Below are 19,518 nucleotides of genomic sequence, written 5' to 3'. Positions count from 1 at the left end.
GTCGAGGGGGAAGAGGCATCACGCGGTACTGCGCGACGTCCTTCCCGGCGCACCCGTTCTAACTGTTTCGTATCTGGTCCACATCCGGGCCAGGCGCACAACTGCGTTTCCGTTTGGAAACGGCGGTCCGAGACGTTGCCGGCAGCCTAGTCGAGGCCCACCTTGCCCGGGGCCCAGTACGCCTTCGCCCGCGCGCCGCCCAGGTCCACCCCGCGCGCCCGGAGGCCCTGGCGGACGGCCTGGATGGCGGCAGCCCGGCCCGACAGGACGAGCTGCGCGCCCGGGTGCGCGGAGAGCGCCCGCGCCACGGCCTCGACGAGCCGCTCGTGCGCACCGCGCTCCACGAGCGTCACCACCGAGAGGCCCAGCGCTTCGAGCACGGGCTGCATCTCACGCGGGTCGCCAACCTCAAGCACCGCGGGGCGGTTCGCGCCGTTGGCGAGCGCGAGCCCCACGCTTGTCTCGTCACCGAAGACCAGCCTGGGCTCCGGGCCGCCGACGACGAGCGAGCTGCGCGGGCCGAAGACCTGGAGCTGCTCGCCGGGCCGGGCGTCCCGCGCCCAGCGGGCTCCGGGCCCCTCACCGTGCAGGTAGGCCAGGAGCTCGGTCTCGCCCGCGGCCGCGTCCCAGCGCACGGGCGTGTACGCGCGCGTGCCGACGCCGGGGAGGAAGACCTGGAGCTTGTCGCCCGGGCTCCACGTCGCGCCCCCCAGCCCGGGCCCGCCCAGCACGAGGCGCCGGAAGTGGGGCCCGAGCGCCTCGGCGCGGGTGACGGTGGCGTCGCGAAAGACGAGGCGGCCGATGACGCCCTTCACGAACGCCTTGGCGGTGTGGATCGTGCTCATGCTTCTCCTTGGAGGGAGTGGGGAGCGCCCCCAACGCCCGCGCTACTTCCCGCGACCTACGACCTTGAAGCCGATGTCCGTCCCGTACTGAGTGGGGCCGAAGCCGAGCTGGATGTTGAGGAAGCCGAGCGCCTCCAGGTAGCGCGCGTTGCTCAGCGGGCCCGCGTCCACGGGGTCGAAGCCCATCGCCTTGCCCAGATCCAGCACCTGCTTCTTCGCCGCTGCGTCGTCACCGGCCGCGAGGAGGCTCAGGGCCTCACCCTTCACCTTGCCGGTTGCCATGTTGGGCGCGAACACGGTGTTGAAGGCCTTGACGACGCGCGCGCCTGCGGCCCACTCCTGGACCTGCTCGGCGCCACTCCTCTTGATGTCGCCGCCGTAGCTCCAGTCCGGGTTCATCAGGTTCGTCACGTCGACGACCGTTTTGCCCCGGATCTCCCCGAGGTTCTGGATGGCGTCCTGACGGGCGGAGGCAGGGACGGCAAGGATGATGACGTCGCCCCAGGCGCCCGCCGCGCGCACGTCCTTCGGGTCAGCGCCGGTGGATCGAACCTCGTAGCCGGCGCTCTTGGCGCCCTTCTCCAGCGCGCTGCCGACGTTCCCGTTGCCGATGATGGAAATCTTGGGGGTGGCCATGGTCCTGCTCTCCTTCGTGAGGGGGGGATGGTGCGACGGAAGACAAGCTAGGCCGTTTCTCCAACGGCGGTAGGTGAGAAGAATCGGACAGTGTGTTTCAGCTCAGGAACACCGCGTGAACCGTGCTGGATGCACCGGGTGCGCTGCAACCCGGACCGAAGGCAGAGGCGGTCCTGCGCGCCGGTCCTCGCGACCGGACGCGCAGGGCTCTTGCCACCCAGCCGGCGCTTGCTCGCGCCGCCGGGTAAGCGCGTCAGTCGGCGAACGTGATGCTCTGCGTTTCCTTGCCGTTCACGGTCCGCGCGAGCGTCACGAAGGACTTGCCGTTCTCGCCCCGGCCGAACACGCAGCTCCAGCCAGGCTCGGCGCCCGTGAGCGCCTGGATGTCGCCGCGGTTGCTGATCTTCGCGATGGGAGCCCCCTTGAGCGTGGGAGCCGGCGTTCCCGGAGGAAGCTGCTTCATGAAGAGGTACTCCTCGGAGATCGCCCCCTCCCGCCACTTGGCGACCGTCGCCATCTGCATGCCGGGCGAGATCCCCACGATGCACGTCCAGTTGCCCTCGGTGACGATCGGCGTGTGCTGGGTGAGCCGCGAGTCCGGCGCCTGCTTGATCATGGCCTCCATGGCGCCCACGTGCTGGTCGATGCCTTGGGTCTTCATCTCGCCCATCTCGACCTTCACGTCCGCGGTGTGCAGGTGACGGAACATGGTCCAGTCGCGGTTGTTCCAGGCGACGAAGTCCAGCAGGTGGAAGTTGACCGCATTCCGCACCTCGGGACTGCTCTCCGCCTTCTTGGTGTCCGCCTTCGGCGTGGCCTGGGCGCTCACTGCCAGGACTAGCGCGCCGAGAGTGGACGCGACCGTTCGTACCGCTCGACTCATGGTGTTCTCCTTGCTGCTTGGTTGGGGGGCCCCTGAATGCCAGGCCGGCCACTCGGACTGCCAGTCATAAACTCGAGACTTGCCGTTGCGGCTCTGAAACGGCACAGGCCCTGGAGCCGCGGGCGCATAAGAGGGATGGGGGCCCTGTTGAGGGGGAGGGAGGGTGCAGAGGGGCCGAGGAGGGCCGCTACTCCCTCCCGCGCCTGCGAGAGCGGCTCGACGAGGAGGTGGCGCGGATCTCCCGCGAGGCAGGCGCTGATTTCGGCCGGGTCGCGGCGGCCCATCCCGCGGCGTCGTGGTTGCTGCGGTGGTGGCAGGGGAGGCTGTCGCCCGAGCACCTCGGGTGCGCGACGCCCCAGCAATTGCTGAAGCTCGCGAGCGGGTTGGGCGTCGAGCTCCCAGCGGCGCCGATGTGAGGCTCCGGCCCGCCTCGACGCGGGCCTATTCGTTCTGATCCTCGGCCCGGGTGCGGGCGTATTGCGGCAGGCCGTCGGCGAGGTGCAGCCAGCGCAGGCGGCTCGCCGTGACGGACGGCCTCTGTTTGAGCGCGCGGCCTAGCGCGCGGCGATGGGCGCCTTCTTGGAGCGGCCCCAGGCGACGAACGCGGCCAGGGCGGCAAGCACGAAGTTGACGGGCAGCATGCCGAGCTCCCCGCGCGTCACGTGGACGCCCGAGGCCAGCACCATCACCACCACGAGGCCGAGCGCGGCGAGCGGCGTGAGGCGCGGCTGGATGCGCGTGGCGGAGGGCAGGATGAGACCGAGCGCGCCCAGAATCTCCACGGTCCCGATGAAGCGCACGAGGGCGCCTGGCACCGCCGTCGTCCAGGGCATCTGGGCGGCGAGTGCCTCGAGCGGCTGGGTGACCTTCGTGAGCCCCGCCATGAAGAAGGCCACGGCCAGGAGCACCTGGACGACCCAGAGGCCGATGTGCAGGCCCTTGGAGGCAGTGGGCTGGGCGACGGAGGACCGCGAGGGGGACTGCGTGGTGACGGAAGCCATGGTGTTTCTCCGGTGCAGCGAGGTCGAGGGGGAAGAGGCATCACGCGGTACTGCGCGACGTCCTTCCCGGCGCACCCGTTCTAACTGTTTCGTATCTGGTCCACATCCGGGCCAGGCGCACAACTGCGTTTCCGTTTGGAAACGGCGGTCCCATGAAGACCCAGGGCATCACGTGGCAGGCGCGTGTCGCCTCGCCCGGACCGAGTCTATGGCGCGGCGCTCCACTTCTTCATGGCCTCCAAGAGGACGTCGCGGAAGGCAGTGATTTTGCGTGGGACCTGTCCACTCGACGGGTAGACGAGCGCGAGCTCGGCCTTGAAGGCGTGCTGGTCGGTCAGCGGCACCGCTTGGAGCAGGCCCTCGGCCACGTACGGCGCGGCGGCGAACGCAGGGAGCATGCAGATGCCTGCACCTTCCCGGGCGAGGCTGCGCGTCATCAGGATGTCGTCGCAGAAGAACCGGAACGGCGTGTCCGCGGGCAGCTTCATGAGCGTGCGCTGTGCGGGGTGGAGGATCCAATCGTGCCCCTCCTCGCCGACCTCCTTCGGCCTCCCACGCCGCGCGAGGTAGCTCGGCGCTGCGAACCAGCCCCCCGTCGCAGGCCCCAGGCGGCGAATCGTCAGGGTGGAGTCCTTCATCTTCCCGCCCCCGACGGCGCGGATGGCGAGGTCGAACCCTTGGGCCACGAGGTCGACGTTGGCGTTCGTCACGCGGAGGTCCAACTGCACCTTGGGATAGCGGCGTGCGAACTGCGTGAGGACCTCGGGGAGCACGACGTAGGCGAAGTCGGACGGCGCGGTGAGCCGCAGCACCCCGGAGGGTTCCTCTGCGCGCTCGGGGAGCTTCTGCAGTGCCTGGTTGAGCGCGGCAAGGTGCTGCGCTGTTCGCTCGTAGAGGGCCGTCCCGGCGGTGGAGAGCGCCACCGCGTGCGTCGTGCGGTGGAGCAGCTCGGCCCCGAGCTGTCGCTCCAGGCTCGCGATCGCCCGGCTGACCGTCCCCTTCCCCATCCCGAGCTTGTGGGCGGCCTTGGTGAAGCTCGATGCCTCCGCCACGGCGACGAAGACGGTCAGGAGCTCGAAGCTCACGCGTGTTTCGGGCATGGAACAGCATGTTGTCCACCCAAAGGGTGGTGTGCAACGGGAAACGCGCGCATGTTGGGTCGAGCAGCAGCAGCAGCACCTCCGACACACACACCCAGGCAGCAGACCCGACCATGAGCGACACGAAAAAGAACGAACTGACGCGCCGGGAGGCCTCGCTGGGCGGGGCCGCCGCGCTCGCAACCCTCGCCGCGACGGCCCGGGCCACCGGCGCCTCTGAATCTCCCGGAGGGGCCAGCACGGCGAAGGGCGCGCGCATGCCGGTGGCCTTCATCCCGCACGGCGGCGGTCCCTGGCCCTTCGTCGACATGGGCCGGATGGTGCCCAAGCACGAGATCGAAGCGCTGCGCGCCTACCTGGTGGACCTTCCCAAGGGGCTACCGGGCCGGCCCACGGCGCTGCTGGTGGTCTCGGCGCACTGGGAGGCGACGGAGCCCACGGTCATGACCGCGGCGGCGCCACCCATCTATTACGACTACGGAGGCTTCCCCCCGGAGGCCTACACCATCCAGTGGCCCGCGCCCGGTGCTCCTGCGCTCGCGCGGCGCGTGGCGGGCCTCCTCGAGGCGGCGGGGATTCCCACGAAGACGGATGCGAGCCGGGGCTTCGACCACGGCACCTTCATCCCCTTCAAGGTGTCCTGGCCCAACGCCGACATCCCGACCATCCAGCTGTCGCTCAAGAGCAACTACGACCCGACGGAGCACCTGGCCATCGGCGCCGCGCTCGCGCCGCTGCGCGACGAAGGGGTGCTCATCCTCGGCAGCGGCATGAGCTTTCACAACTTCCGCTCGATGCGCACGGGCACCGCCTTGAGGGACTCGCAGCCCTTCGACGCGTGGCTGCGGGAGGCGGCCACGGCAGCGCCGCAGGAGCGTGCACGGCGGCTGACGGCATGGGCTGCCGCACCGGGCGGGCGGCTTGCGCATCCGCAAGAGGACCACCTGCTCCCCTTGATGGTCGTTGCCGGCGCCGCCGGAGACGACGTGGGCCGCGTCACCTTCAACGATGCGTTCGGCGGCGCTCGCCTCTCCGCGTTCCAGTTCGGCTGAGCGCTCCCCCTCACGGGCGCTGCTGGCGGCCTCGGCCGCCGGCCGGCCCGACACCCTCACCCGGGTCGAGGCGGCACACGCTCGACCCAGAAAGAACGAGTCCATCCCCATGATTGCCGTCACCGGCGCCTCTGGCCACCTCGGCCAGCTCGTCGTCGAGCAGCTTCTTCAGAAGGTCCCTGCGAACCAGGTCATCGCCATCGTGCGCAGCCCCGACAAGGCACAGGGCCTCGCGGCCAGGGGCGTGCAGGTGCGCAAGGGCGACTACAACGCCCCCGCCACGCTGGACGCCGCCTTCCAGGGCGTCCAGAAGCTCCTCCTCGTCTCCAGCAGCGAGGTAGGCCAGCGCGCCCGCCAGCACCAGGCGGTCGTGGACGCGGCGAAGAAGGCGGGCGTGAAGCTCCTCGCCTACACCAGCATCCTGAAGGCGGACACCTCGGGCGTCTCGCTCGCCGCCGAGCACCTGACGACGGAGAAGGCCATCCGCGCCTCGGGCATCCCCTTCGTGTTCCTGCGCAACGGCTGGTACCTCGAGAACTACACGGAGAACCTCGGTCCCGCGCTGCAGCACGGAGTGCTGATGGGCGCCGCGAAGGATGGCCGCATCGCCGCGGCCACGCGGGCCGACTTCGCCGCGGCCGCCGTGGCCGTGCTCACCACGCCGGGCCACGAGGGCCGGGTGTACGAGCTCGGGGGCGATCAGCCCTTCACCATGGCCGAGCTCGCCGCCGAGGTGGCGCGTCAGGCCGGCAAGCCCGTCGCCTACAACGACCTGCCCGCGGAGGCGTACGAGAAGACCCTGCTCTCCTTCGGCCTGCCACCGCCGATGGCCCAGGTGCTCGTGAGCGCCGACCAGGGCATTGCCCGGGGCGACCTCGACGAGCGGAGCGGCGACCTGAGCCGCCTCATCGGCCGTCCCACGACGCCGCTGTCCGGGGCCGTGGCCGCCGGGCTCAAGTCGCGCGTCTGACGCCCGCCAAAACCCTCACGGGCGTTGCCGCCCCCTCTGGAGACACCTGCGCATGGAACCCATCACGCCGCCACTCGCCCCCGGCCAGAAGCACGTCATCGTGCTGGGCGCGGGGTTCGCGGGCCTCAACGCCGCGAAGGCGCTCGCGCGCAACCCAGCGCTGCGCGTCACCCTCATGGACCAGCGCAACCATCACCTCTTCCAGCCGCTGCTCTACCAGGTGGCCACCGCGGGCCTGAGCCCCTCGGACATCGCGGTGCCCATCCGCTCGCAGTTCGCCCGACGTCCCAACGTCTCGGTCCACCTCGCGCACATCACGCAGCTGAGCCTCGAGGAGCGCTGGGTGGGCGGAGAGGAGGGCGTGCGGCTGCGCTACGACTACCTCGTGCTCGCGTGCGGCGCCCAGCACAGCTACTTCGGCAAGTCGGAGTGGGAGGACTTCGCGCCGGGCCTCAAGACGCTGGAGCAGGCGACGGAGCTGCGCCGCCGCATCCTCAGCGCCTTCGAGCAGGCGGAGAACGAGCTGGACCCCGAGCGCCAGCGCGCGCTGCTCACCTTCGTGGTGGTGGGCGCCGGGCCCACGGGCGTGGAGATGGCCGGCGCCATCGCGGACATCAGCCGCACGGTGCTGGTGCGTGACTTCCGGCGCATCAACCCCTCCAGCGCGCGCGTCGTGCTGGTGGAGGCCGGCCCGCGCATCCTGCCCACCTTCAGCGAGAAGCTGGGCGAGCGCGCGCACAAGGACCTCGGCGCGCTGGGCGTGGAGGTGCGCACCGGCGCGCGCGTGACGGCGGTGGACGCGGAGGGCGTGACGCTGGGCGAGGAGCGCCTGCCGTCGCGCACGGTGGTGTGGGCCGCGGGCGTGGAGGCCGCGCGCTTGACGCGCAGCCTGGGCGTGCCGCTGGACCGAGCGGGCCGCGTGAACGTCCTGCCCGACCTCTCGCTGCCCGGCCACCCGGAGGTGTTCGCGGCGGGCGACGTGGCGCACGTGGAGCTCGACGGGAAGCTCGTGCCGGGCGTCGCGCCCGCGGCGATGCAGATGGGTCATGCGGTGGCGCGCAACGTCCTCGCGGACCTGATGGGCAAGCCGCGCGCCCCCTTCCGTTACAAGGACAAGGGGGCGATGGCCACCATCGGGAAGCACCGCGCCATCGCCGAGACGGGCAAGACGCGCCTGACGGGCTTCGTCGCGTGGCTCGCCTGGCTCTTCATCCACGGCGAGTGGCGGCTCGCCCCGCGCGCGGCGGCGGCCCGCACGCCCCTGGGCGCACCCACGGCGGGGCCGAAGACCCCAGCCGAGGGCACCACCACCGGCACACGCGGCACGGAAGCCGACCGCCTGGGGCCGTCATGGACTTGAGGTTCGCGGGCGTTGGCAGAAGCCGCGCGAGCCGCGCCCAACGGGCGCTCAGGGGTTCAGGGGAAAGCCGGCGGGGGGCCGTTCGGGTCGTTGGGGTCGAAGCCGCGATCGATCAGATCCTGCAAGGCCTTGCTGTTGGCCTTGCACAGGGGCGTGCCGTTCGACGAGCGGACGATGAAGGTCTTCCAGGCCAGCATCGCGCCATCCGGCATCTTCCGGGCCTGGAGGAGGAAGTCGCCCAGCTGCTCCTGCGCCACGACCATGTCGGCCGTGTTGCGCGTGTCACGCTGGCCACGCGTGTTGTAGAGCGGCTGGGTGCCGATGATGTCGTCGTTGAGCGAGTCGTCGAAATAGAGCTGGGCCGTCACGGACTCGGTGCCGGCGATGTTGATGGTGAAGTGGATGTGGGTGGCGCGGCCCGCGTACCAGCCAGGGAAGCAGGTATCGAAGTCCACCCGGCCGTCGGCATCCGTCGTCTGCACACCACGGAACCACCGCGCGGCGCGGGCCTCCTGGTTGTCGGGATTGCAGAACGGGTGCATATCGTCGCCCGAGTAGACGCCCTCCGGTCCGGCATGCCAGATGTCGACGGTCGCGCCCGGGACGGGCTTGCAGGACTCATCCAGCACGCGGAACGCGAGGCGCACGGGCAGCCCGTCATGGCCCTCGCTGATGTCCTTACGGACCAGCGTGGTTCCATGGCAGGGGCCCAGAATCTGTTCACACGTCAGCTTGCACGCCGTGCCCGAATCCGAGGCGAACGGGTTGGGGTAGGCGCTGGCGCCGGTCATCGCGGAGGTACCCCCGGTCGCCCAGCCCGCTTCTCCTGTGCCCGGGTCCTTGTCACCGCAGGCGAGGAGCTGACTGAGTGGAACGGCCGCCAACGTCAGGCCGAGTCCACCGAGAACCTGCCGGCGCGTCATCTTGTTCTTCGTCGTCGTGCTCATGAAGGGCCTCCAGGGCAGTGAGGTACCCTGTCCCTCCGTGAGCAACAAGTCAGCGAAAACGAAACCCGAGGTTGCCATTTCAGCAACGACTCCGGATGACCTGAGGGACCTGCGTGCCTTCTGCCTGCTCGTGGACCATGGCTCGCTCACCGCCGCGGCGAAGCAATTGGGCGAGACCAAGGGTTCGGTGAGTCGAAGGCTCTCCCGTCTGGAATCGGCCCTGGGTGTTCCCCTCGTTCGTCGCAGCCCCCGGCTCGTGCAGCCCACGGAGGAGGGAGTCCTGTACCGGCAGCGTGTCGGGCGGGCGCTCGAGCTACTCGAGGACGCAACGGATGCGCTCAAGGAGGCACAGGGACACCCGCGAGGGCGGCTTCGTGTCACCGCTCCGCCGGACTTCGCCCATACGGTGCTCGCCCCGGTGTTCGCGCGATTCTGTGAGGCCCACCGGGACATCTCGCTGGAGCTGATCCTGACCGACCGGCAGCTCGATTTCGACGCACACCAGTTGGATGTCGCGCTTCGCCTGGCCTCCTCCCTACGAGACTCCTCATTGGTCGCGCTTCGGCTGCTCGACGGACAGATGGGTTTCGTTGCCTCGCCCGCGTACCTCGAACGGGAGGGTCACCCGCGTCGCCTGGCGGATCTCTCGGAGCATCGCGTCCTGGTGCTGCGTCAAGAGAGCGGACCGAGCGCCGTTCACCTCACGCCGGCCGTCGTGGCGCTGGATGGCACGTTCCTCCGCGCCCTGGCGTTGGAGGGGGTAGGGATTGCCATCCTGCCCCTGACCCTGGTCGAACCGGAGCTCGCGCAAGGGCGACTGGTGCGGCTGCTATCCGGCCACGACAGTCCGCGCAGGTTTTCCTTGTACCTGCTGCATCCGGCCACCCCGTTGCTCCCCGCCAGGGTTCGCGCGTTCCGCGACTTCATGGCTCACGCGCTCCTGAATCAGGGCCGTGGGCCATGGGGCGCCTAGGTTCTGTTTGCAAAGGCCGGTACCGGAGCATCGAGCGACGCGGCCGGGCGCTCCGTTCCATTCTCAGAACACACTGTTGCATGCGCCCCATCTGGTGGCGCCTGGTGCAATAGTTATCAGAAGGACGTTCGACTTGGACGTGTTCGCCTGCGTGAGATGTGGAGGCAGGCGACGGGTTTTGGCGGACGTGACTGCACCCGGTGGGGTACGCGCCATTCTGGAGCACCTGGGGCTGCCAACGTCGAGGGCAAGCCTGGCTAAAGCCCAGGGGCCCGCCCAGCGCGCGTGGTGTTGAGCCCCAAGCCCTCACGCTGCCCACAAGCCCACGCCCCTTGCCGCCGCCCCCCGCGGGGTGGGCCGCTTGGGCCGACGTGTGCCTGAAGAGGGCTGCACCGCCTCTCCACCGGCCCGGCGCACAGCCCTGGCGGCCCCCCTCCGCGGCCTTCCTCGCCCCCTCCGCTCCCTCAACAGGGCCCTCATCCCGCCTATACTTTCCCGTGGCGCTCGTGGCAAGGAGACGCTGGGACAGGCGGGTCACTCGGTTTGTTCTTTCAGGGGAGTATTGCGCTGCAACACTTTGGGAAGGGGCCCACCCCCATGGGCGTGGGCCCCTTGAGAGTCACGTCAGCTTACTTGGCGCACTTGAGGAAATTGGTATGGCAGCCGGTCACGGCAGCGCTGCTGCCATCGCTGGAAGCCACGCACGCAACGAACGACTGCTGGAAGCAGGTCTTGTCCGTCATGCTCGCCTTGGCGGTACAGCTCAGGTAATTGTTGTAGCACCCCTTGGAACCCTCGATCCCCGGGTTGGTGGCCAGGCAGTCCACATAGGCGGGCTTCCAGCAGATCGAGTCCACATCTTCGATGGTCAGGCACTTGTTGTAGTTCTCGTGGCAGCCGTTCACGGCAGTGCTGCTCCTATCCGTGTTGTTCACGCAGTCAGTGAAGGCCTTCTTGTGGCACACGGTCTTCGGCGTGCCCGCTGTCGTCATGCAGATCAGGTAGTTGCCGTAGCAGGCCTTGGACCCGGCGGGCCCGGGATTGGTGGCAAGACAGTTCACGTAGGCGGGCTGCCAGCACGCAGTATCTTTCGCCTTGTCGGTCGGCTGGGCTGGCTGGGCCGCTGTGATAGCGGGGATGGCGACAGCGAAGAGAATACCCAAGAAACGGACCATGGACTTCGACATGACTTACCTCCTGGTTGATACCGGTTTGCACTCACACCATCCATGGGATGGATGGCGAGGTGAGTTGGGGCTACAGCAAAGCGAATGCCAGCCGTGCCCCCTCATCAGGGAAGCTCAAGGCTGGCCTTTCACTCAGAGCGTCTAACAGAAGTGATGTTTGAGCAATCTGGCCGAATGGACATAGTCCTCAGCCCGGCTGACACGTCACTCAGCCCGGCTGACACGTCACTCAGCCCGGCTGACACGTCAGCGGACACAGGGGACACGTACTGGCGTGTCAGCTGGGGCCAGAAGCATGGCCTTCCGTGCCAGTAGCTCCCGGCTTGGCGCAGCGATGGTGACTGGCACGGAAATCGCTTCTGGGCCCGATGGAACAGCCCCCGGGTAACGAGCGTGCCTTCGACTCTCCGCGCAGTCCTTCTGCTGTGGATGTTGGGCGCCTCCGCGTCGCTGGAGGGAGTTTGTCCGGCCCTTTTTCTTCTTTAGGTGCTCGCTTGGGTGCCTGCCTGGGAGCGACAGCCCCGCAGCGCTCGTACTGGCCCGGGTTCTTCTTGAGGCAGCAAGAGATCGTCGAATCGGTCTGATTGCACTCGACGGGAACGGGCTGCGCGATGGCCTCGCCACTCTTCGCGGGAGCTTCCCCAACTTCGGACACGGCGCCTGCCATGTCTCCACCGGCCCGGCGCACAGCCCTGGCGGCCCCCCTCCGCAACCTTCCTCGCCCCCTCCGCTCCCTCAACAGGGCCCTCATCCCGCCTATACTTCAGAAGGAGCCGCGCAGACCCACCAGCGCGCCGCGCGGGGAGAAGCCCAGCACCGGATGGAGCCGGGGGCGCACGGAGGCCACGGGCGAGGCCCGGGCGGCGGTGGGCCCCGGCTCCGACTGCGTGGTGAGCTCGTAGCCCACGATGGAGCCGACCATGGCCAGGGGCACGCTGAGCAGGATGCCGTCAAATTCATGCTGGCCGATCAGCCAGCCCCCGAAGAAGCCCACCAGGGCGCCCCCGGCCAGCCCTCCCAGCGCACCGAGCAGATTTCCTCTTCCACCGACGGCCTGTCCGCCCCAGAAGACGCCCAGCGGAAACCCGAGGCCGACGCCCACCAGCGTTCCGATGCTGATCTGCGCCAGGCATGCGTTGGTCGCATCCGCGCCTTGCACTATGATGCCCCACACGCACATCCCGGTACCGACCCCCAGGCCGACGACCCCAAGCCCCGCCGACGTCAGCAGCCCGGCGCCCGTCTCCGCGAGGATGCGCATGCCCCGGGAGGGACGCGAGCGCTCGCGCTCATACTCGCTCTCCTCCGTCAGCCGCCGGGGCGCCCGCGGCTGGGTGCCCGGCTGCGCGGAGGAGGCCGGGGGCGGCTGCTCCACCGTGGCGGAGGGCGGGGGGGAAGGGGTGGCCGACTCCTCCTGGCCGGCGAGGCCCACGCCGGGCACGAGCAGGAAGAGCAGCAACAGGGGCAGCCGGGAGGGAGTGGACAGGGCATTCATCATGTCCGCGACAATACGCAACCCGAAGGCCGATCCCCAACATGAGAGGAGGCGCCGCCAGCGCGCGGCGCGGAGCCCGGACGGGTTGGTAGGTCTGCCCGTAGCACCTGGGGCTGCCGACGTCGAGGGCAAGCCTGGCTAAAGCCCAGGGGCCCGCCCAGCGCGCGTGGTGTTGAGCCCCAAGCCCTCACGCTGCCCCACGAGCCCACGCCCCTTGCCGCCGCCCCCCGCGGGGTGGGCCGCTTGGGCCGACGTGTGCCTGAAGAGGGCTGCACCGCCTCTGCACCGGCCCGGCGCACAGCCCTGGCGGCCCCCCTCCTTTACTGATTAATCCAAGACGCGCTTGGTCACGCGCTCGGTCTCCGCCACTCGGACTACTACAATCAGGTCATCAGCTGCGGTTCCGGCGGCAACGAAGGAGCCGCCGGCGTGGGGGCCATCCTCATCCCCGGAACGCCGAGCACCTCCACCGTGAGCCAGTCGCTCATGAACGCCTGCTTCCCATCGAGCGCAACCGGCGAGTTCACCAGCTCTGACATCATTGCGTTGAAATACCTCATGGCAGCGTCGCTCACGCTCATCGGCCTCAGCACCACGGTCTTTGTCTCGACGAACATCGACGACATCTTCCTGCTCGCGGCCTTCTTCGCCGACCCGCACCTGAGGGCGCGAGCCATCGTTGCCGGTCAGTTCCTTGGCATCGGTGTCCTGGTCCTCGGCAGCGTTCTGGCCTCCGTCGCCGCACTGGCCATTCCGGAGGGGTACACCGCGCTCCTGGGCGTCGTGCCGCTCATTCTTGGCGTGCGCAAGCTCAGTGCGCTGATGCAAGCCCAGGGGGCGAGCGCACCGGAGGATGAGCAGGCGGAGGCCTCGGAGCAGCAGCTGGAGCGCCGGACTCATTCCCAGGTGCTGGCCGTCGCGGGCGTGACGGTGGCCAATGGTGGCGACAACCTCGGAGTGTACATCCCCCTCTTCGCGAGCGAGCCGCGGGCCATCCCGGTGCACGTGGTGGTCTTCGCCGTCATGACAGCGCTCTGGTGTCTCGCCGGACACTCGCTCGTCAAGAACCGCCTGCTGGGCGATCCCATCAGGCGGTACGGGCACCTCGTACTCCCCTTCGTGCTCATCGGCCTTGGGCTCTACATCCTGGCCGGGGCACGGGTGCTCCTCGAGTAGAAGGTGCCGTCTCCTCTGGCGTTCAGTCCAGCAGGTTCGCCAGGCCCGCGTATGTATTGGGTCCGGGGATGCCATCAAGCGGGCCAGCGTAGCCGCCCCGGCTCGCCAGGGACTGAAGCGTCTTATAGGTGTTGGTTCCCGGTACCCCATCGAGGGGCCCCGTGTACCCGGCGCCGCTCAGGAAGGTCTGGAGGCCTCGCCACGAGTTCACCCCCATCACACCATCGACGGGGCCCATGTACCCACCCAGGCGCGCGACCCTCTGGAGTGCCGCGTACGAGTTGGTTCCCATCACCCCGTCAATGGGGCCTGTGTATCCAAAGCCTCGCAGAACGGTCTGCACGCCCTTCCAGGAGTTGGTTCCCATCACCCCGTCAATGGGGCCCGTGTAGCCGCCCTTCGCCGCGAAGCGCTGAACCCCCATCCACGAGTGGGTTCCCATGACGCCATCCACGGGCCCCGAATAGCCGTAGCCGCCGAGGACCTGCTGGACTCCCTTCCAGGTATTCGTGCCGGGAACACCGTCCACGACGCCGGTGTACCCGCCCGCGCGAGCCACCCGCTGCAGCGTCACCCCCTGACTGTTGGTGACGGGAGGCACGCTGCCGCCCGAGCCGTTCAGGTACGCCTGGAGCCCGTTATACGTATTGGGCCCGGGGATGCCATCGATGGGGCCCGTGTAGCCACCGTCCTGGGCAAGCAGTTGCAAGCCCTTGTAGGTGTTGATGCCCGGATCGCCGTCGACAGGCCCGTCGTAGTACCCCAGCTCGCGAAGGACTTTCTGCACCCCGATCCAGGTATTGGCTCCCGGGACGCCATCCACGGGGCCTGTGTAGCCGCCCCGCTGGGCCAGCTTCTGCAGGATGATTCCCTGTTCGAGGGTGATGACAGGATCACCGCCGCCCGAGCCACCACTGGGGATTGCCGTCGGCGGGGGCGGAGTCGCGCCATTCGGCGGCTGAGACAGTCCGGTGAACGCGGACAGCCTGGCGACATTCAAGTCGAGAGGAATTCCATTCTGGTTGCCGGACGAGGTGTACTGATGAATCTCCCACGTCGGAAAGGCCGCCCCGATCGTCGGATTGCCCGGCGTGCCCGTGTAGTGGGCGATCCACAGCTTCGAGCCCACGGCCTTCGTCTGGGTCCAGGTGTTGGACGTGAGCAGGCTCGAATAGGTGTACAGGAACGGGGCCTTCCCCAGGCGGTTCTTCACCGCCTGCATGAAGGTCGCGGTCATCGAATCGTTCCAGAAGATGCCCGTGTCGATCGCCTCGTTGTCGAGCACCAGGAGGTCGCCTGGGCGATGGTCATACAGGTGGTCCATGAAGTACTGAGCGTCAGCCGCGGGGTTGGTGGAGCCCGCCACCCAGTAGTGCCCGACGATCAACCCGGCCGCGCGAGCCCGGGCGACCTGCTGGGCATAGTACGGCGCGACGTAGAGGGGAGAGACATTGGAGCCGCCTGCCTTGACGATCGCGAACTGATAGCCAGCGCCGCGAATGGCGTTGAAGTCCAGGTCACGCTGGGTCGTGCCGACATCGATTCCGTAGACACCGCTCATCCCCGTGGGGGCGGGGGTCCCGGGGTCCTGGGCCAGCCAGTTGTTGAGGCCCAGGTAGGTATACTGTCCCGGGAAGCCATCTACGGGGCCCGTGTATCCTCCCAGTTGCGCGAGCCGCTGGACTCCCTTCCAGGTGTTCTCACCCGGGATGCCGTCGATGGGGCCGGAGTAGTAGCCACGATTCGTGATGACGGTCTGGACACCCTTCCACGTATTGGCCCCCGGGACGCCATCCACAAGGCCCGTGTAGCCACCCCGCTGGGCAACGCGCTGGAGGGTCTTTCCGTCCTCGAGGCTGATCTGGATTCCCCCGGAACCGCCACCGGTGCCGGTACCTCCGCCAGTTCCGGTGCCGAGCACGTTGCGGATCAGGGGAGCGGGATCGCTGACATTCTCGCCAAACGCACAGCGATCCGTGGAGCCTCGGGTCATGTGGAGGTGCGGCCCGGTCCACGCCGACCCGTGATCATCCCCGGAGCCCGCCGCATAGGCGATGATGTCACCCTGCTGGACGTAATCTCCCACGGAGAACCGTGTCCGGATGACGTGGGCGTACCCGGAGAAATCACCCGGCGCCGATTCCACGGCGATGGTGTGTCCCACGACGGAGGAGTACTGGACGCGGCGGACGATGCCGGAGCGCAACGCGGGAATCGCTTGACCGCCACCCGCGGCGATATCGAGACCCCGGTGGCCCGCGGGGCCGTAGTAGGGGCCCGTGACTCCGAAACGAGTGCTCCACTGTCCTTCCGCGTAGAACGCCTGCACATTGGACGGAACGGCGAGTGGCCCTTCCGCCGTGACAGTGTCAAGGCTCCCGCCCTGCTGCCCCTCCGGGTCCATTCCCCCACAGCCCACGAGGACCGCCAGGCCCCACACCCACGTCACGGCGATCGAGAAGAAACTCCGAAACAAACTTTTTGAAATGGAGCTGCTGTTCATATGTCTCCTTGAACGATTGTCGTGGCGGCCGTTTGTGGAGTTGCGCCGGATTTCCCAGATTCATGGGAATGCGGGGGCGGGCGCTCGAGGGGATGCCGCCCATCGTCCGCGAGACGCTCGTCCTCGAAAGCTCAACCCACCGGCTGGGCAGGATTGGGCTTCAGTTGCCGGTGGGCCTACCGGACGGCGAAGTCACCCAACTCGCCCCGGACGTACCACAGGAGGCTGAAGCCGAACTCGTGAATGGAGGAGTCGCCACCCCAGAGGATTCCGATCGCCTGGGCCGTGCTGTTCACGGTGGGGATGAAGACCGGCCCGCCGCTGTCCCCTTCATCCGCGTAGGCATGAACGTAGTTCTGGCAATACAGCACGACATTTCTGTCGCTGAAGTAGAAATTATCGCATACGCTGACGACCTGACCGTAGGTATGTCCGGTCCTCCAGCCAATCTTGCTCAGCGTCTGTCCCACGGAAACGGCCGACACGTAGGGGTCGTAGGGATTGTTGTTGATGGTGTAGAAATAGGGGCTGAGCGTGATGTCGCAATAGTCGTTCGGAACGGTCGTCTCGCCGCTGCTGGCGTACGGCATGGCAATCTTGCCGAACTTTCCGGACGTCTTGCTGGTGTCGTACTTGATGAGCACTGAGTCCGACCAGCGGGCACCTCCAACCCGGTGCGCAGAATGGGCCCGAAGAGTTGTCTCTATAGTGCAGGTCGTAGACCTCGGTCCCCACATAATCAAACATGGACCAGAAGTCAGATGGCTGGGAGAACCTCGTGCCCTCCGTACCGCCCTGGGTGAGGGTGCAGTGTGAGGCGGTGATGAAGGACCACCCATACACGTAGTGGTAGACATTGAATCCCAGCGAGCAGTAGCCCTTCGGGGCCGGAGAGCTGACCATTATGCCCGCGGGAGGCGGCCACCACTTGTCCTTCAGCGTCCGCATGGACTGCAGGGGCGCGACCACTTCGATGTTGACGGCAGCGGCGGGAATGCCCTCGCGCGCCAGCAACTCCCGCACCTGGGTGCGCGCGCTCTCCGTGGTGATGCCGACCTTCACCCGGTTCTTCGTCTCGTCGACTCCCAGGCGCGAGAACAGCCCGCCGAAGCCCGGGATGGAGGCATTCAGCTTGCGCATCCGGGTGTCGGCATCCAGCCCGTCCCGCCCAAATCCACGCTCCTCCGGCTCCTCCGGGGCGCTCGGCTGCTGCGCCTGGAGGGAGGCACTCTGCCGCGGCAGGCTCTCCTCGTCAGCCAACCCCTCGCCGCAACCCTGGACCAACGGCAGGGCCAGAACCATCAGGATGCCCGCCCCAACTCCCTGTCCCAGGCCCACAATTGCCCGCTCACCGCGTATTTATAGGCGCTGGAGAAATCCTCGAACTTCTTCGGGGGAAGCGCGCGGAGGCGCTCGCGCAGGAAGTCCGGGTCGCTGAGCACGTCGCGGTGCTTCAAATCGGTGTCCATCTCCACCACGACAGGAATCACCCGGAGCACGGCCTCCTCGCACTCCTCGCGGGTGGCGCGAGCCATACGCTCCACCGCCAGGGCCAGGTGCTCGCGGACCGAGGCCGGGCCTCCGGGGCACCAGGCCTCCAGGGTCTTGCGGTAGATATCCTCCAGGAGCTCGTCCAGCGTGTACTTCTGCTCGGGCGACCAGAACGCGTAGCGAGAGCCCTGGAGCACGTCCCAGAAGCGGAGCAACGAGGCGAGCCGGTTCGCCATGCGCACAGCGCTCCGCGGCGGCGGGGGGGACACGGCATGGTAGAGGACCCCCCACGGGGTGCCCAGGCAGAAGGACTCGAATGCATTTTCCGTTCGTTGACGCTCCTCCTCTGGGACGCATTCGTCCAAGCTGGAGAAGACGCTGAGAAACATGTGCACCCGCCAGCGCGGGCGGGCCCAGTCAAACCCCTCGGCCCCCGAGTGCATCACCAGCACCTCGCCGGGCTGCACCTGGCGCAGCTGTCGGGGCTGGGAAAAGGCACCGGTCTCGAGGTACTCCCGGGCCCACCAGCGGCCCTCGGCTCTCACCTTGCGGCGGATGGCGGCGGTGGTGTCGTAGAGCCACGCTGGAAACTCGAGCACCGGGGAGGGGTCCGGGATCATGGTCTTTCGCCCTACCACAGCGGTCAGATGCTCCTCAAGCGCCAGACACTTCGCTCGCTCCGAGGGCGGCGGACGCCTCCCGCCCGCTCAGCGGCAGTCCACAGGCAGGTAGACCTGGCCCTGGAAGCCCTCGGGCCATTCGCCCCCTTCATACGCAGCCCGGATCGCCTGCTCGGCCAACTCACCACGCTGTTCTATTTCTTCCCTGGGCAAGTCCTCTGCCTTCTGGTCTGCCCGCTCCTTCCAGGAAGCCTGGGGCTGCTTGCGCCGGTAGCTCCAGCGGTACAGCGTCACCCCGGGCTCTGGCGTGCGCCAGGACAACTGCCAGAGTGCTCCCCCGTTCTCGAATTCGAGGAAGAGCGACCCCTCGAAGCCGGTGCCTCCCGCGAGCTTCTTGTCAGGCTCGACGGCCTCACGCCGCCAGGTAGCGCCCCGCCTGTTCTCTCCCCTCCCTGCGCGACGCCTCATCGTCCGGCTTTATTTCGAAGAGCACGAGGGCGTCGGTATCGGTGATGTCCGGGCACAAGCGCCTCACGAACTCCGAAAGACGCTTGGAATCCCCCAACCTTCCCTCCTTCACAATGTCGACGAGACTGACGGTGTTGAGGAAGACGACGCGGGAGGGATGCTGCACGCGGTACGCTCTGCCAATGGCCTCATGTGCGGCCCGGCCAAGAAAAGCGCCCCAGGGCTGCTTGGAGTCCGGCTTACGGCCAGGGAGCTTGTAGGAGGGCGGCTCGGCCTGGGCGCCGAGGGCCGCCACGAGTACCAGGAGAAAACCCGCCAGCCCCAAGGTGCTCCTTGTCCTGCTTCCACTTTTTTGGATGTCCAACATGCTCCTCCCGGGCGATGGAAGGTCGGGGAGGGAAGCATGAGGGGCTGACATGCCGATGACGACCGCTGGCGGCGGGAATCGAACCCGCGCCGGGCGGTGCGAAACTCCCAGCAGAATCGCGCCCTTACCTCGTAACCGCCCGGAATGCTTGGGAGTCGCTATCCCGCCGCGTCCCCTCCTGTCCCGTCCCGTTCCGGTCCATTCCGCACGCTCCTGCGACATACGTGCAACATCAAAACGGCGCCATCCCGCCTATACGCCTCATAGTCGACCGGGGTCCAGGCGCTCGCCCTAGTCGGCCCCTTAGAGCCACCCCTTTCAAGGTGTAGGAGCGGGTGCCTTCTGGAAGGACTTGCAGGAGGCGCCCGGGACAAGAAAACGCCTTATTCCAAAGCTGGGGACTGCGCTCCGAGGCTTCTGGCCTTCCAATCCTTGTCGGAATGG

18 protein-coding genes are annotated in these 19,518 nt (G+C 68.0%); 5 read left to right on the top strand and 13 right to left on the bottom strand.

Annotated features, from left to right (window positions below; all coding sequences use genetic code 11):
* Nucleotides 1-146: 146 nt before the first annotated feature.
* From VF697_RS21760 to VF697_RS21740, 5 genes are all read right to left on the bottom strand, one after another.
* Nucleotides 147-845, bottom strand: a complete 699-nt coding sequence (locus VF697_RS21760) for a siderophore-interacting protein (RefSeq protein WP_331097954.1) — start codon at nucleotides 843-845, stop codon at nucleotides 147-149.
* A gap of 42 nt (nucleotides 846-887) precedes the next feature.
* Nucleotides 888-1,481: an NADPH-dependent F420 reductase gene (locus VF697_RS21755; RefSeq protein WP_331097952.1), complete on the bottom strand. Its 594-nt coding sequence runs from the start codon at nucleotides 1,479-1,481 to the stop codon at nucleotides 888-890.
* 253 nt (nucleotides 1,482-1,734) lie between these two features.
* Complete coding sequence (locus VF697_RS21750; RefSeq protein WP_331097950.1) at nucleotides 1,735-2,310, bottom strand: hypothetical protein; 576 nt, start codon at nucleotides 2,308-2,310, stop codon at nucleotides 1,735-1,737.
* Nucleotides 2,311-2,918: 608 nt separating this feature from the next.
* A complete protein-coding gene (locus VF697_RS21745) occupies nucleotides 2,919-3,365 on the bottom strand; it encodes a DoxX family protein (protein ID WP_331097948.1) in 447 nt (148 codons plus the stop codon).
* A gap of 206 nt (nucleotides 3,366-3,571) precedes the next feature.
* Entirely contained in the window at nucleotides 3,572-4,450 is an 879-nt protein-coding gene (locus VF697_RS21740) for a LysR family transcriptional regulator (protein WP_331097947.1), read from the bottom strand.
* A 128-nt stretch (nucleotides 4,451-4,578) separates the two neighbouring features.
* Between VF697_RS21740 and VF697_RS21735 the strand changes: the two genes are divergently transcribed.
* The 3 genes from VF697_RS21735 to VF697_RS21725 all read left to right on the top strand — a co-directional run bounded on the left by VF697_RS21735 (nucleotide 4,579) and on the right by VF697_RS21725 (nucleotide 7,847).
* Nucleotides 4,579-5,517 carry a class III extradiol ring-cleavage dioxygenase gene (locus VF697_RS21735; protein WP_331097945.1) on the top strand — a complete coding sequence of 313 codons (939 nt, stop codon included), beginning with the start codon at nucleotides 4,579-4,581 and terminating at the stop codon, nucleotides 5,515-5,517.
* A gap of 109 nt (nucleotides 5,518-5,626) precedes the next feature.
* Complete coding sequence (locus tag VF697_RS21730) at nucleotides 5,627-6,487, top strand: SDR family oxidoreductase (RefSeq protein WP_331097943.1); 861 nt, start codon at nucleotides 5,627-5,629, stop codon at nucleotides 6,485-6,487.
* 52 nt (nucleotides 6,488-6,539) lie between these two features.
* Nucleotides 6,540-7,847, top strand: coding sequence for an NAD(P)/FAD-dependent oxidoreductase (locus VF697_RS21725; protein ID WP_331097941.1), 1,308 nt, complete (start codon nucleotides 6,540-6,542; stop codon nucleotides 7,845-7,847).
* 56 nt (nucleotides 7,848-7,903) lie between these two features.
* Here the strand turns inward: VF697_RS21725 and VF697_RS21720 are convergent, their stop codons facing one another.
* Nucleotides 7,904-8,794 (bottom strand): protocatechuate 3,4-dioxygenase, encoded by an 891-nt coding sequence (locus VF697_RS21720; protein ID WP_331097939.1) that lies wholly within the window; start codon nucleotides 8,792-8,794, stop codon nucleotides 7,904-7,906.
* Nucleotides 8,795-8,831: 37 nt separating this feature from the next.
* On the opposite strand from VF697_RS21720, the gene VF697_RS21715 reads away from it, so the two are divergent.
* The gene (locus VF697_RS21715; RefSeq protein ID WP_331097937.1) at nucleotides 8,832-9,767 is read left to right on the top strand and encodes a LysR family transcriptional regulator; all 936 of its coding nucleotides are present in this window, start codon (nucleotides 8,832-8,834) and stop codon (nucleotides 9,765-9,767) included.
* 629 nt (nucleotides 9,768-10,396) lie between these two features.
* Here the strand turns inward: VF697_RS21715 and VF697_RS21710 are convergent.
* Together VF697_RS21710 and VF697_RS21705 are read right to left on the bottom strand one after the other, a co-directional pair.
* Nucleotides 10,397-10,954 (bottom strand): hypothetical protein, encoded by a 558-nt coding sequence (locus VF697_RS21710; RefSeq protein WP_331097935.1) that lies wholly within the window; start codon nucleotides 10,952-10,954, stop codon nucleotides 10,397-10,399.
* 763 nt (nucleotides 10,955-11,717) lie between these two features.
* A complete protein-coding gene (locus VF697_RS21705) occupies nucleotides 11,718-12,452 on the bottom strand; it encodes a hypothetical protein (RefSeq protein ID WP_331097933.1) in 735 nt (244 codons plus the stop codon).
* Nucleotides 12,453-12,779: 327 nt separating this feature from the next.
* Between VF697_RS21705 and VF697_RS21700 the strand changes: the two genes are divergently transcribed.
* The gene (locus VF697_RS21700) at nucleotides 12,780-13,625 is read left to right on the top strand and encodes a M57 family metalloprotease (protein ID WP_331097956.1); all 846 of its coding nucleotides are present in this window, start codon (nucleotides 12,780-12,782) and stop codon (nucleotides 13,623-13,625) included.
* Nucleotides 13,626-13,647: 22 nt separating this feature from the next.
* Here VF697_RS21700 and VF697_RS21695 read toward each other — a convergent pair whose 3' ends face one another.
* From VF697_RS21695 to VF697_RS21675, 5 genes are all read right to left on the bottom strand, one after another.
* The gene (locus VF697_RS21695) at nucleotides 13,648-16,128 is read right to left on the bottom strand and encodes a GH25 family lysozyme (protein ID WP_331097931.1); all 2,481 of its coding nucleotides are present in this window, start codon (nucleotides 16,126-16,128) and stop codon (nucleotides 13,648-13,650) included.
* 176 nt (nucleotides 16,129-16,304) lie between these two features.
* Nucleotides 16,305-16,772 (bottom strand): hypothetical protein, encoded by a 468-nt coding sequence (locus VF697_RS21690; RefSeq protein ID WP_331097929.1) that lies wholly within the window; start codon nucleotides 16,770-16,772, stop codon nucleotides 16,305-16,307.
* A gap of 657 nt (nucleotides 16,773-17,429) precedes the next feature.
* Nucleotides 17,430-18,239 (bottom strand): hypothetical protein, encoded by an 810-nt coding sequence (locus tag VF697_RS21685; protein ID WP_331097927.1) that lies wholly within the window; start codon nucleotides 18,237-18,239, stop codon nucleotides 17,430-17,432.
* Between the two features lie 87 nt (nucleotides 18,240-18,326).
* Complete coding sequence (locus VF697_RS21680; protein ID WP_331097925.1) at nucleotides 18,327-18,533, bottom strand: hypothetical protein; 207 nt, start codon at nucleotides 18,531-18,533, stop codon at nucleotides 18,327-18,329.
* Nucleotides 18,534-18,651: 118 nt separating this feature from the next.
* Nucleotides 18,652-19,074, bottom strand: coding sequence for a hypothetical protein (locus VF697_RS21675; RefSeq protein WP_331097923.1), 423 nt, complete (start codon nucleotides 19,072-19,074; stop codon nucleotides 18,652-18,654).
* Nucleotides 19,075-19,518: the final 444 nt, after the last annotated feature.

The sequence above is a fragment of the Archangium sp. genome (genome assembly GCF_036388035.1).
In the GTDB taxonomy this organism is placed as follows: domain Bacteria; phylum Myxococcota; class Myxococcia; order Myxococcales; family Myxococcaceae; genus Archangium.
The sequence above is the reverse complement of the archived record's forward strand: the minus strand, read 5'-3'. Positions and strand labels throughout refer to the sequence as shown.

Bases quoted from the DNA above. Each gene is read 5' to 3' on its own strand.
- VF697_RS21705 (WP_331097933.1), bottom strand. From the start codon at position 12,452: ATGATGAATGCCCTGTCCACTCCCTCCCGGCTGCCCCTGTTGCTGCTC.
- VF697_RS21745 (WP_331097948.1), bottom strand. From the start codon at position 3,365: ATGGCTTCCGTCACCACGCAGTCCCCCTCGCGGTCCTCCGTCGCCCAG.
- VF697_RS21725 (WP_331097941.1), top strand. From the start codon at position 6,540: ATGGAACCCATCACGCCGCCACTCGCCCCCGGCCAGAAGCACGTCATC.
- VF697_RS21710 (WP_331097935.1), bottom strand. From the start codon at position 10,954: ATGTCGAAGTCCATGGTCCGTTTCTTGGGTATTCTCTTCGCTGTCGCC.
- VF697_RS21720 (WP_331097939.1), bottom strand. From the start codon at position 8,794: ATGAGCACGACGACGAAGAACAAGATGACGCGCCGGCAGGTTCTCGGT.
- VF697_RS21760 (WP_331097954.1), bottom strand. From the start codon at position 845: ATGAGCACGATCCACACCGCCAAGGCGTTCGTGAAGGGCGTCATCGGC.
- VF697_RS21735 (WP_331097945.1), top strand. From the start codon at position 4,579: ATGAGCGACACGAAAAAGAACGAACTGACGCGCCGGGAGGCCTCGCTG.
- VF697_RS21730 (WP_331097943.1), top strand. From the start codon at position 5,627: ATGATTGCCGTCACCGGCGCCTCTGGCCACCTCGGCCAGCTCGTCGTC.
- VF697_RS21755 (WP_331097952.1), bottom strand. From the start codon at position 1,481: ATGGCCACCCCCAAGATTTCCATCATCGGCAACGGGAACGTCGGCAGC.
- VF697_RS21675 (WP_331097923.1), bottom strand. From the start codon at position 19,074: ATGTTGGACATCCAAAAAAGTGGAAGCAGGACAAGGAGCACCTTGGGG.
- VF697_RS21685 (WP_331097927.1), bottom strand. From the start codon at position 18,239: ATGATCCCGGACCCCTCCCCGGTGCTCGAGTTTCCAGCGTGGCTCTAC.
- VF697_RS21695 (WP_331097931.1), bottom strand. From the start codon at position 16,128: ATGAACAGCAGCTCCATTTCAAAAAGTTTGTTTCGGAGTTTCTTCTCG.